The following is a 14,644-nucleotide window of genomic DNA, read 5'->3' as shown; positions in this document are numbered from 1 at the left end:
ATGAGTTCCTTCCCTTTTTTGTCAGGCAGGGCTGCCAATGTGCACCCCTGCCTCATCTAAAGTTCACAAGACTGTTTCTCTATTTTTATGATGGACTATTTCTTTAATTAGCTGTGCATTTCGGGCGGCACATTCTTTGTTTTTGAACATGTCGGCGTGCTGACCATAGCCTTGATATTGTCGATAAGCGCCGGTCGTCGCAGTTTCCCAATGTTCCATCCATTCTGGTATCGCAATGTTTTCTTCGGATTGGATGAAATCAATGTTTGCTTGTATCTCTCCTTGGTTCACCCCCTTAACAAAAGTTTCATAGTAAGCCCTCGTTTTTTGAGCAAGCGCGTCTTGAATGAGCTCCGCTTGGGCAAGTTCGCTTTGCTTCGACTGATGGACGATCGCTGCAATATCGTCATCAATGGATCGTCCTTCTAAATCACTTTCTCCTATTTTCTTATAGGAATCGATCATGATGACTTTTTCGACGGTCCGCCCTGCTTGTTCGAGCGATTGAACAAGCTCAAAGGCTAGGTAGCACCCGCCAGAGTAACCCATCAAAGTCAGCGGTCCTTCAGGCTGAAGGTGCTGGATATGCTGAACGTATTGCGTGATTCGGTGATCAGCTTCAATAAAGTCAAAGGCGATCAAACGAACACCATCGAGCGTTTTTGCGGCTTCCTGATAGATAAAGCCATAGCCTGGTAATGGCGGTAGAGCAAAGACTGTTGGCGTTTGAGATTCATTGAATACAAGATAGCCGGCTGCTTCCTGATCCTGCTGTTGAATATAACGGCTGATTGCTTCAATGGTAGGCGTCTCAAACAGCAAGTGAATAGGCACCTGAACATCGAATTCCTTCGACATCTTGGATAAAAGCGACATCGCTTTTAATGAATGCCCGCCAAGCTCAAAGAAATGGTCATCTGTGCTGATATCTTCTCGTTCAAGCACTTCCCGCCACATCACAAGTAGCTTTTGTTCTACCTCATTTACCGGAAGCTTCACATGACGGTTTCCTTGAGGCAACGCTGGCTTTGGCAGCTGACGTTTATCAACCTTTCCATTTGGCGTAAGTGGTATTTTCTCAAGTCTGATCAGGTCATGAGGCTGCATGTAAGCCGGAAGTTTTTCCTTCAGCCCTGATTTGATCACATCCAGTTTATCCTTCCACTCCTCCTCACACGTCATATAGGCGAGCAGCCTTGTATGCTGCGTGTTATGCTGATCAGCTATAAGAGCCGCTTGTTTTACACCTGGATGCATGAGAAGGTGGGCTTCAATTTCTGACAGCTCAATTCGGTGACCGCGAATTTTCACCTGATCATCCACTCTGCCTGCATACTCAATCAAACCGTCCGTTCGAAAATAAGCCAAGTCTCCTGTACGATACAGCCTTTCTCCCGCAGCAAATGGATGCGCGATAAAGGCTTGTTTTGTCAGATCAGGACGATTCAAATACCCCTTCGCAAGCCCTTTGCCGCTCAGACAAAGCTCTCCGACCATTCCAATCGGCTGAAGCTGCCTGTGCTGACTCAATATATAAGCACCCGTCTGGTTGAGCGGCTTTCCGATTGGAATCGAACGGGCTTCCATCGGCAGAGCCTCATCGACTGGATAATAAGTGGCGAATACTGTTGATTCGGTTGGGCCATAGACATTGATGAGTCTGCCTTTCCCCATGACAGCAAAGGCTTTCCTCACATGCTGTACCGATGCTCGCTCTCCTCCGAATAGCACCTTGCGCACACTACGCATCCAGTCGGTTTCTTCATCAACAAGGAGATTAAATAATGCCGTTGGAACAAACATGACAGAAATGTTTTCCCTTTTAATCAATCCCGTCAGCTCGCCCATGTTTAAAATGGTCTCTTTTTTCGGCAAGACAAGCTTCGCTCCGTTTAAAAGTGCGCCATACACATCAAATGTAAAGCCATCAAATACGCTGTTGGATAATGACAGCAGTGTATCTGTTTCTGAAATGGTTAAGTAGTTTGTATTTTTGACCACCCGGGCAATATTGGAATGGGTCGTCATGATGCCTTTTGGCTGACCTGTTGTACCAGACGTATACATGATGTAAGCCGTATCGTGTAAGCCTGCTTCAAGCGGCAGATTCTCTGAGCTCATCAGTGAAATTTCTTGATCATCTGCAAACAGATACTTTCCATCAAACGCAAGTCCCTTCACTTGACCGATAAAGGATGAGTGAGTCAGTAGATGCGTTGCCCCGCTGTCTTTAAGCATGTATTGAATGCGGCTTTCTGGATACTCGGGATCAATTGGCACATAGATTGCACCTGCTTTTAAGACAGCAAGTAGACTGACAATCAGTTCAGGCGTGCGGCCCGCTAAAATGGCGATGACCGTTTGATGCGTGACCCCATTTTTTTGCAAATGTCTTGCCAATCGGTTAGCTTGTTCATTCAGCTCCGCATATGTCATCGTGTGCTCACCTGCTGATAATGCGACCGCATTCGGCTGTTTGCGGACATTATGCTCAAACCATTTCGACAAATATAGCTGGTCATGCTCAAGCTCGGGCGCATTCCATTCCTCAAGAATCAGCTGCTTTTCCTGTTTCGTGACAAGTGTAAGTGTATGAACCGATTGATCAGGATGCTTGATCGCCTCGCTCATCAATAAACTCAGCTGCTCCTTTAACCGTTGAACAAATTGAGGATCAAATGCTTTTTTGTTAAAGGCCAGCTTCAATTGCAATTGTTCTCCTGGTGATGCCAGCAAATTGAGATCATAGTTCGATTTTTCATACACATTCATGTTTTCCACAGTAAATCCTAACCGCGCCTCTTGCTCGTCCTTCTTTGCGGCTGGGACATTTTCAAACACGACAATATGATCAATGAGTGGCTGATGCCCTGTCTTTGCCTGAATATCATAAATCGGAATATATTGATGCGGCTCGGCTGCAAGGGACTGCTGCTGCGTTTCTGACAGAAGAGAACGGAATGTCATGTCATCTGTCAGCTGAATTCTTCTTGGGATGACATTGATGAACAAGCCAACCATTCTGTCAACACCAGCCAAATCTGCCGGACGCCCCGACACAACCGTGCCAAACAGCACATCATTTGAACGCTGATATCTGCTCAGCAGAATTGACCAGACCGATTGCAGCACACTGCTTAACGTTGCATTTTGCTGGAACGCTAACTCTGATAAAGCAGCTGTTTCTCCCTTGCTCATCGACCATTCCAATTCGCCTAATTCATGTTCATTCGTTTGCTTTCTCTGTTCTTTAAAGGTAGATTGCCCATCAAACCCGGCTAATGATTGCTGCCAATATTGAAGTGATGCTTGTTTATCTTGTTTTTCAAGCCATTGAATATATTCTTTGTACGGTTTAACCGGTTCCAGTTTGTAAGGGATGTCATGTAAAAGGGCATGATAAATCGCAAATAACTCCTGCACCACAAGCCCAAAGCACCAGCCATCAAGAAGGATATGATGATAGCTCCATATCCAGCGATAGCTGGCAGGGCCCGTTTGGAAAACAGTTGCCCGCATGAGAGCATCCTTCGAAAGGTCAAATCCTCTCAGGCGATCCTGTTGTTTAAATGTCTCAAGACGTACAAGCTGTTCGTCTTCAGAAAGATTCTGCATGTCCACCACATCAAGCGTAAAAGGACGTTTCTTCAGCACAACTTGGACAGGGCGCTTCACTTTTTCGTGGAGAAATACGGTACGAAAAATATCGTACCGCTCCACGATGACATTCATGCTTTTCTCAAGTAAGTCATGACGCAGTGTGCCCTTTACGTTCATATCCATTTGCTCTACATAAAAGCCCTTTTCTTGGTGATGGAGGGTATGAAACAGCATGCCTTCTTGCATCGGTGACAAATAATACATGTCTTGAACTTGATCCCTTTTAAATGAACTCATCTATTTCATCCTCCCTTCCCGTTTTTATGACTGATCTCATGTTGTTAGGTCAATTTCTCCTCAAGCATGTCAAATATATCGTCCATTTCATCCATTTCAAGGTCACCAGCAGAGAAATCACTTGGCGTAAATTCTCGTTCGTGCTGCGCTAAACAATGAGTCATGATGGATTGGATTTTTTCTTTTAGCAATGCCATGAACTGCTGTATCGTTTGTTCTTCATATTCATCTGTACAATAGGAACACGACATCATGAATCGATTATGTTGAACAAGACCACTGAGATTCAGCTTATAGACAGCTTCTGAATCAGGGCTTGCTTGTCGTCCCATATCATAGGCGGACGGTCTAAAGAGTTCTGTCGTCACTTCCTGATCAATCTGCCCCAGATAGTTCAAGCTGATTTCAGGCTGTACATGCTGTCCTGACGATTCGGTGGCTGTGAGGTATTTTAAAATCCCGTAGCCGATCCCTTTATTCGGGACACGCCGCAGCATCTCTTTCGTTCCTTTAATAGCCTCAGCTACGGTCTGATCCGGCTTTGCTTTCAGTACGACTGGGTACATACTCGTAAACCATCCAACCGTGCGGGAGACATCCAGCCCTGATAAAATATCCTCTCTTCCATGACCTTCAAGCTGCACATGTACATGGGATTCACCTGTCCACTCCTGAACGGCAAGACCGAGCGCACATAGAAGAATATCGTTCATTTCCGTTGTGTACGGTAGATGAATGTCTGTTAAAAGATGCTCGGTTTCAGACTCTGAAAGCTGCATCTGTACTGCTTTTGTTTGAGCCACTTTTCTTTTCGTTACTTCATGATCAACAGGTAAAGTGGTCATTGGCGTCCTGTCAATCTCATTCCAGTACTCACTTTGGCTTTTTAACGGCTTGGACTGTGCGTATCGTTCGATCGCCTCTGCCCATTCTTTAAAGGAGTGGGTTTTAGGCGGTAGGACGAGCGTTTGTCCTAGGGCTGCCTGTTGATAAAGAGACATAAAGTCCTCTAGTAAAATTCGGCATGAGACACCATCAATCACAAGATGGTGTGTCACGATAAGTAAGTGATCGCCATCTTTTGCACGGAAACAGATCACTTTCATGAGCGGACCTGTTTCGAGGTTCAGCTGACGCTGATACTCGTTGGCATAGGTGGAAATGGCTTTTTTCACGTCGTGCTCTTTAGAGACATCATGAGAAATAACCGCAATCGGTTCAGTGAGCTCCCGCTGATTGTATTGCAGGATGCCGCCATCCTCTTGCCTGTATACCATGCGCAGTGCATCATGATGTGAAAGTAATTTTTGCATCACTTGTTCTGTCATCAAAAGGTCAAATCCATTTAGCGCATGAAGCATCATCGAGAGATTCCAATGATGCTGGTCAGTGAATGTTCGTTCAAAGAACCAGCGTTGAATTGGAGTCAACATGACTTCCCCTTCAACCGATGATTGGTCGGCTGTCAGTTGATCAGCTTCTTCGATATATGGGCGCAGCTCGGCAATGGTTGGATACTGGAATAATAGCTTCATATCGAGCTTCCAGCCCGCTTGTGTGAGTCTGCTTGCCATTTGAATGCCTTTAATCGAATCTCCGCCAAGGAAGAAGAAGTGATCGTGAATGCCGACTTGGTTGACGCCAAGCACGTCTTCCCAAATGCCGCATAGTAGTGTTTCCACTTCGTCTCTTGGCGCTTCGTATGCTGTTTGGTTCGCTTCCATATCAGGTGCTGGCAATGCTTTCAGATCGACTTTGCCATTTGCCGTCATCGGCAGTTGGTCTAGCTTGATGATCCATGAAGGCACCATATAGTCTGGCAACGTTCGTTTTAGACTTTCTTTTAGGTCGGTCGTTTCTTCATCTGTGATGACGTAAGCGGCAAGGGCATCCTGTTCACTGGCATCTTTGACCGTTGTCACAACTGCTTCTTTGACTTCTGCCAGCGCAAGGAGCTGCGCCTCAATTTCTGACAGCTCAATCCGGAAGCCGCGGATGTTGACCTGATGGTCTTTTCTGCCGAGATAGATTAGCTCGCCATCCTCTGTCCATTTCACTAAGTCGCCTGTCAGGTACATACGCTCACCTGGATAAAATGGATCTGGGACAAAGCTTTTCTCTGTTTCCTCCGGAAGATTCCAGTACCCTCTTGCCAGTCCTTTTCCTGCGATCACAAGCTCACCCGGTACGCCTGGCGGCGAGAGGTCATATAACGAACCCATAATGTAAAAACGGGTATTGGCAATCGCTGTTCCGATCGGAAGCGTGCCTTGATCTGGATCGATGATCCCGCTTGTCGCCACGACGGTGTTTTCTGTCGGACCGTAGTTATTCACGAGTTGATATGGAACTGGTTTTACCTGTTTCAGCTTGTCTCCTCCTGTTAGTAAGTAACGCAAGGAGTGATTGTCCATCGACATAAACTGCTCGCATAGCTGAGTTGGCAGGAATGCAATGGTGATATTTTCGTCATTGAAATACGCATTGAGCTTGATCATATCGAGACGAATCGCTTCATCAATGATGTGCAGCTCTGCGCCGGCAATCCATGTCGGGAACATTTCCCAAATAGAGGCATCAAAGCCAAAGCCGGCATATTTGGCGGTTCGATCCGCATTTGTCACTTGAAAGGCATCATTGTGCCAGAACGCAAGATTCACAAGGGACTGGTGCTCGACCATGACACCCTTCGGCTGTCCTGTCGTTCCCGATGTGTAAATCATATAGGCGAGATCTGTTGGTTTGACATGAACCTGAATTTCTTGCGCTTCGCCTTCTACGGCATCTTCTATCAACAGGACATGACCTGCAAAGGAAGTTGGTGCAGTTAATCCTTTTTGCATGAGAAGAACCTCTGCCCCGCAGTCTTCCAGCATGTAGGCAATACGCTGATCCGGATAATCCGCATCAATTGGAACGAATGTCGCACCTGTCTTGAGGACGCCAAGGACGGCTGCCGTCATGTCAAGGGACGGACGGGTGAGAATGCCGACGCGGTCTCCTCTTTTTATGCCGTTTGAGATGAGCCTTGAAGCGACTGTATTTGCCCGATTGTTCAGTTCCTCATACGTCCAGCTCGTTCCGCGGAAGGTCGCCGCTTTTTGATGAGGTGTCTGGTATGCCTTAGCCTCAATCAGTGCATGAACCGTTTGATCTGACGGTACATGTAGCACAGGGCCTGACCATTCATTGATCAGCTCTTGTTTTTCCTCTTCATTTAAGATCGAAAGCGATGAAATTGGTTCATTTAGCTTCGCCAGCATCTCGTCTATGATTTGTTCATAATATCGACCCCAACGCTGAATGGTCTTCTTTTTAAACAGCGCCGTTGCATATTCAAAGCGTAAGCCCACTTTGTTCTTTTCTTCGAATATACCGAGCGTTACATCAAATTTTGCATGAACTGTCTCTTGCTGTTTTTGCGAAAGCTTGAGTCCATTTAGTTTCGGTAACGTCATATCACGGTCATCCGTTGTCAGCATGACACTAAACAATGGGTTGCGGCTAGTGTCTTTCGGAAGATCTAACTGTGCTACCAATTCCTCAAACGGAAATTCTTGATGTTCATAGGCTGATAGACTTCGATCTTTCATTTTTTCAAGCAATTGTGCTGTCGTTTCCTCGAGCTGCACTTCATGTCGAAGAGCCAGTGTATTCACAAACATGCCTGGAACCCGTTCGATTGAAGCATGTGTACGTCCTGCTGTGACAGCGCCTATAACGATATCTGTCTGCCCAGTTAATTTGGAAAGGAAAATAGCAAATGCCGTTTGCATGACCATGTTCATGCTTACACCTTTTTCAGCCATGAGTGCTTTAATGGTCTGCACCTTCTCAAGAGATAACCATCTATCGACTCGGTCTCCTTCAAATGACTGGACATGAGGGCGCGGAAAATCAAGTGGCAGTGCCAAATCTTCAGGTGGCTCTGCGTATTGCTCCAGCCAATATTGACGCTGTTTCTGGAGCAGCGCTTGCTGCTTTTCTTCCTGCTGCCACACCGCATAATCCTTGTAGTGCAGCTGAACTGGCGGTAACGTCTTTTTCTCATACAGCTCTGCCAATTCTTGAATGAGCAGACTGCGTGTGACACCATCTGCGATGATATGGTGCATATCCATCATGAACACATATTTTTCTTCAGAAAGCTTCGCCACCTTTGCCCTCATTAATGGTGCTTGATGTAATGAGAATGGGGTGATGAATGCGTCTATGACAGGTTGCTCATGACCTTTCTCTACTTCAACAACCTCTAACGTAAACGGCACTCGGCGATACACTTTTTGAACGGGTACGCCGTCAATTTCTACAAAGGCAGTCCGCAATGATTCATGTCGTTCGATCAAGGCTTGCAGTGCTTCTTCTAGCTGCTTTACATCTAGACTGCCTTCCATCATCAATACGGCAGGCATATGGTAAGTCACCGCTTCTGGATGCAGCTGCTGCAACACATACATCCGCTTTTGAGCAGAAGAGACAGGATAGAAATCTTGCTTCTCCGCCGGCTGAATGGATGTCATGTCCGAGGAACCCACTTCTTCTAAATAAGCTGCCATTGCGCGTATCGTTGGCTTTTCAAAAAGGGCTTTGAGCGGCACATGCTTGTTCAGCTTGGCTTGCATTTTTGAAATGAGCACCATGCCTTTGAGGGAATGACCTCCCAATTCAAAGAAGTGATCATGCACACCTATTTGTTCAACCGCAAGTACTTCTGACCAAATATCGCAAAGCGTCTGCTCAAGTGCCGTTTTTGGTGCTACATGCACCGCGCGATTCATATGCACCTCGTGCGGAAGCGGCAGAGACTTCGCATCTACCTTTCCGTTTTGCGCGAGCGGGATGTGGTCGACTTTGACAAAGTACGTTGGGATCATATAATCCGGCAGTGTCTCCGCAAGCTTTTCTCTAAACGTCAGTGTTCCAATCGGTTCAGGCGCCTTGTAATAGAGTGCAAGCTCTGGTAAACGGGACATATGAAGTACTTTGACATACACCTCTTGAATGGATAATCGTGCACGTGCGGCATGCTCAATTTCCTGCTTCTCAATACGATAGCCGCGGATTTTCACCTGATCATCTATTCTTCCGAGAAATTCAATGTCTCCATTTGCCTGCTGTCTGACCAAATCTCCTGTACGATACATCCGCTCTTCAGAAAAATACGGATTTTCTAGAAAACGCTCTGCCGTTAATTCAGGCTGATTCAAATACCCTCTCGATACGCCTTCTCCTGATATATAAAGCTCTCCAGGTGCGCCATAAGGGACGAGGCGCTGCTGACGATTGAGTACGAGCGCTCTTGTATGAGCAATTGGCTGCCCGATCACAGAGCGATCCTTGAGTGTGCCTAGCTCTTGTTTTGTGATCAGCTTGGTCACAGTTCCAATGGTTGTCTCTGTCGGGCCGTAGTGGTTCATCACAGCCACACATGGATGCTGCTCCATAAATGTCTCAACGTCCTCAGAGACAATCGATTCTCCTCCAAGTATGACAAGGCGTAAAGCGTTAAATGCATGATCCTTCGAATCTGCCATCATATGAAATAAGGATGGTGTCATTTTGATATAAGTCAGCTCTTGTTCATCAATTAAACGCATGAGTCGTACCGGGTCTGTATACACATCTTCACGAGGCACATACAGGGTTCCTCCTGCCTTTAAGACAGGGAAAATGCTTGTGTAACCAAGATCATATGCATAAGAAGAAAGCAGTGCCGTCCGATCGCATTCTTGCAATGTCACCTCATTTGTGAGCCAGTTAACGTAGTGTGATAGATTACGATGCGTGAGCTGAACACCCTTCGGTTTTCCTGTTGTCCCAGATGTGTAAATCACATACGCAAGTTGATTGGCTGATGCTTCCGGTAAATCTAGCGTGCGGCTTTGAAGTACTGCTTTTTCAACCTGCACGACCTGAATCGACTTGTGATGTTGATAGGCCCCTGCAAGAGACTCATTTGTTACGATCACTTGTGCACCTGAATCTTCTAATGTGTAGTTGATACGTTCCGCAGGGAAGGCCGGATCAATTGGCACAAATGCACCTCCTGCTTTCATCACACCAAGCATTGAAACGATGACATAGACAGAGCGATCAAGAATCAGCGCTACAGTCTTTTCTTTCTCGACGCCGCGTATCTTCAGTTCACTGCCAAGCGCATTTGACATGTCTTCCAGCTCGCCGTAAGTGAGCTTCCGTTGATCATCCATCACCGCAATGGCATCTGGTGTTTCCTTTGCCTGACGTGAAAATTGGACGTGGAAAGGCTCATGATGATTTGTTTGCACTTCGTCTTTTTTCTCCAACCGCTCTATTTGCTCATGCTGTTCAAGAATAGGGAGCAAGCCGATCTGTTCCTCCGGGTGTTGGACCGCTTCATGAATAATCGCCAGAAGATGCGTTCCAAATCTGCGGACCGTCTCTTCTTTAAATAACGCCGCTGCATAGTCAAAGCTCAGCTTTAATGCTCCCTCTCGTTCAAATGCTTCTAGAGACAAATCAAATTTGACTGAGTGATGCTGTATGGCATAAGGCGAAATGTGCAGGTCGCCGAGCTTTAGCGCGGGAACCTCCATGTTCTGCATGTTAAATGACACGCTAAAGAGCGGGCTTCGGGTTGTATCACGATCTAACGGAAGACGTGCAATTAACTCTTCAAGCGGATAGCTTTGATGAGCAAAAGCATCAACACTCGTTTCTTTTATTTCTTCAAGCAGCTGTAAAAATGTCTTTGTTTGCTCTGGTTTTCCGCGCATCGCAACGGTGTTGATAAACATCCCCGGCATGTCCTGTATATCAGGATGTGTCCGTCCTGCAACAGGGGAACCAACGATGATATCTTCCTGACCGCTATAGGTGGCAAGCAGCACCTGAAAAGCAGATAACAAGAACATGTACATGGTCGTATCTGTTTTCTGAAGCAGGTCATGAATCCGCTGAGTCGTCGCTTGATCACAGCCAAACATGAATCGTTCTCCTGAAAAATCACGTTCCGCTGGACGCGAGAAATCAGTTGGCAGCTCTAATACTGGCAAGGCTCCTTCGAATTGCTTCAGCCAATAGGCTTCATGCTCCTTCTGTTTCTCCGTCTCTTCTTCACTTAACTGCCAGACAGCGTAATCTTTATAATGAATGGCTCTTTCTGCAAGAGCTTCGCCATCATAGGCCTTCGCCAAATCTTGTATGAACGTCTTCATGGAGCTGCCATCTGTAATGAGATGATGTGCTTCCAAGACGAGAAGATGACGGTTTTCACTGATCTTCAACAACTGGGCTCGTAATAAAGGCGCAGCTGTTAAATCAAATGGTGATTGATGTTCAGAAAGAAATGCCTCCGCCTCTTCTTCCTTGATATCATGAACAGGAAGGTCAAATGCCGTCCATTCATTCACTCTTTGAACAATGTCTTCTCCATTCATATGAAAACTCGTTCTTAGAATTTCGTGCGTTTGGATCAACTGATCGAACGCTGATTTGAGCCGCTGATATTCGAGTGTTCCTTCAAGCGTTAAGACGATTGGAATATGATAATTCGTGCTGTCTGGTTCAAGTGTCTGCAAAATGTATAAACGGCGCTGAGCTGGTGATACCGGATACTCGTCCGCCTGCTCTGCTGGTAAAATCGGATGCCCCATTTCTTCTTGACCATCCTGATCGATATATGCCGCTAATGAACGAATCGTCGGCTTCTCAAAAATCACTTGAATCGGCATTTCCTTTTGAAACACCTCTTGAATCTTCGCAGACATCATCATCGCTTTAAGAGAGTGCCCGCCAGCCATGAAGAAATGTTCATCTACTCCTACCGTTTTTCCAAGAAGCTCCTCCCAAATTTGAGCGAGTGCCTTTTCTGTCTCCGTCTCAGGCGGAATGATTTCCTTTTTCTCCTGAGACGCTTCGTCCGGCTTTGGTAAAGCTTTTCGATCTACCTTGCCGTTCGATGTGAGCGTAAAAGCATCCAGCTTCATCACATGGTGCGGCACCATATAAGCTGGGAGCTCTTGATTAAATAAATCTCGCACTTCTTCTTCTGTCATTGTCCCTGTGAAGTAAGCGGTGATTTCCTTTTCATCTGAGGAAAACGAATGGACAAGCACAACCGCATCATCTATGCCCGCTTTTTGCTGAAGCACTGATTCAATTTCACCAAGCTCAATACGGAAGCCTCGAATTTTCACCTGATCATCTGTCCGGCCGAGGAATTCGATTTGGCCATCCGCGCCATACCGAGCCAAATCCCCTGTTCGATACAAACGGCCTGACGGCTTAAAAGGATTTGCCATGAATACTTGATTGGTCAAATCTGGACGATGGAGATACCCTCTTGCGACACCATCCCCGCCAACATACAGCTCTCCTGGCGCTCCAATTGGCTGCAATCGTTGATCATCATCTAAAATATAAGCCGACGAATGGTTAATCGGCTGGCCAATTGGAATTGGACCCGTTTCATCTCCTCTTACTTCGTAAATGGTCGAGATGGTTGTATTTTCTGTTGGACCATAGGCATTCAGCAAAACAAGTGCTGGATGATGCTGTTTCACAAGCTCCGCACTCTTCACATTGATCACGTCACCGCCTGTAATTAATGTGGTTAATCCTTTGAACATTTGTGGCCGCTGCTGAGCGAGCTGATTAAATAATCCAGTCGTTAAAAAGAGCGTCGTGATCTGATGTGTTTGGATAAATTGTTCAAATCGATGAATATCCAATAAAGTATCGCGGTCAACAGGATACAGCGTCGCCCCACCCAGCAGCGTGGTAAAGATTTCAAAGGTAATGGCGTCAAAGCTGACGGCCCCTGTATGAGCCATACGATCCGACTTATTCAAGCCTAATTTCTCCTGAGAGCAAGCCAATCTCACAATATGCTGATGCTCAATTTGAACCCCTTTTGGCTGTCCAGTTGATCCCGATGTATACATGATATACGCCAAGTGAGATGGAGACGTCCTGACTGATACATCCATGTGTGAGTGATGAGGCTGACTCGTCACATGTACAGCCTTGATCTGTTCATCAACTGGCGGCTGACTATCAGCATGAAGCAAAATGGATGCGCCACTGTCCTCAAGCATAAATCGGATTCTTTCTTCAGGCTGCGAAGGATCAATCGGCACATAAGCTGCCCCTGCGTGCAGAACTGCTAAAATGGCAATCACCGCATCAGCTGATCGGTTCATATACACTGCAACAGCATCTCCTGGCTGTACGCCTTTCTCAATAAGACTGCCAGCTAAACGACTGATTTCTTGTCCGAGCTCCTCGTACGTGAATGTTTGATCGCCTTCAACTAATGCCAGATGGTCAGGCTGCGCCTTCACACGTTCATTGAGCAGCTCAGGAATAGACAGATGCTTCGGATAATCTCGCTCCGTCTGATTCCACGCTTTGATCTGCTGCTTCTCCTCTTCCGTGATACACGTCACGTCCTGAAGGCGTACTTCAGGGTTTTGGATGATTTGCTTCATGAGATTGGTTAGATGTTTCGATATGTTTTCAATGATCTTTTCTTCAAAAGCTATGGCGTTGTATTTGATTTTCAATGTCCATGTTTCACCTGGATACACAAGGATATTTAGGTCGAAATTCGTTTGTTCAAATCCGTCCTTTACATCAATGGAAAAACCAAGACGTGCAGACATGGTGTCACCAGACAGCTCCTGATCTAAAGGATAGTTCTCAAACCCAACCAAATGATCAAAAAGCTGCCCTCCAGCAGCTGTCTTCTGCTGAATGTCATAAAGCGGCATAAAATTATAGTTTTCCGCTTCCAGTGCGTGCTGCTGAACCTTTTGAAACAGCTGTTTAAACGTCTGTTTCTGATCCAATGTCACTCGAACGGGTATCGTATTGATAAACAGCCCTGCCATGCGCTCAATTCCAGATACACTTGGAGGTCTGCCCGATACAACGGTGCCGAATGTGACGTCATCAGCTGCATGATAGGTGCCTAAAAGAACAGACCAGACAGCCTGAAACAGGTTCGGGGCTGTCACTTGGCATTGTCTTGCTACATTTTGAATGGCTTGTACCGTTTGAGCATCCCATGTAAACGTCCATTCCTGATGGTCGTATTGTCCGTTCGCTTCTTTTTGCTGCAGCAGCCCTTGATTCTGAACCGCTCCATCTAGACGCTCCTGCCAATAGCTTTCCGCTTCTTGTTTATTTTGCTTTCCAAGCCACTGGATATAATCTGCATAAGGCTTACCCTGTGAGCGATCCGGCGTTCGACCGTTCCGAAAAGATTCATAGTAATGAAACAGTTTTTTCATTAAAACACCCATGGACCAACCATCCATGATGATGTGATGGTTGCTCCAAATTAGATGCCAATTTGTTTCATTTAGTTGAAAAACAGCGACCTTCAATAACAGATCATTTGTTAAATGAAATCCTTGCTTTCTCACTTGTTTTTTATATTGATCCAATACCTTTTGCTGCTCTTGATGATTCAGATGTGATAGATCCTCTCGATACACATCGAGATGACGTTCAGCAAGTACAACCTGACGAGGCTTTTGTAATTGTTGATAAACAAAGGCTGTACGGAGAATGTCATATGTCCGTATGAGCTCATTGAGACTTTTTTCAAAAAGAGCGTGATCAAATTCTCCGCTTATTCCAAGCTCAAGCTGTGTGAAATAAGAGGAGGAATTAGGGTCTAGCATGGCATGATACAGCATGCCCTCCTGCATGGGTGTTAAAGGATATACCTTTTGAATCTTCTGCTTGCTCATATGTCCAC

General features: G+C 46.0%; 2 protein-coding genes. Both read right to left on the bottom strand.

Annotation, left to right across the window (positions count from 1 at the left end; genetic code table 11):
- Nucleotides 1–63 precede the first annotated feature (63 nt).
- The gene (locus MHH41_RS01995; protein ID WP_340865499.1) at nucleotides 64–3,897 is read right to left on the bottom strand and encodes a non-ribosomal peptide synthetase; all 3,834 of its coding nucleotides are present in this window, start codon (nucleotides 3,895–3,897) and stop codon (nucleotides 64–66) included.
- A 44-nt stretch (nucleotides 3,898–3,941) separates the two neighbouring features.
- Complete coding sequence (locus tag MHH41_RS01990; protein ID WP_340865498.1) at nucleotides 3,942–14,636, bottom strand: non-ribosomal peptide synthetase; 10,695 nt, start codon at nucleotides 14,634–14,636, stop codon at nucleotides 3,942–3,944.
- Nucleotides 14,637–14,644: the final 8 nt, after the last annotated feature.

The organism is Bacillus sp. FSL K6-1145, from assembly GCF_038003425.1.
Lineage (GTDB): Bacteria > Bacillota > Bacilli > Bacillales > Bacillaceae > Bacillus > Bacillus pumilus.
The sequence above is the reverse complement of the archived record's forward strand: the minus strand, read 5'-3'. Positions and strand labels throughout refer to the sequence as shown.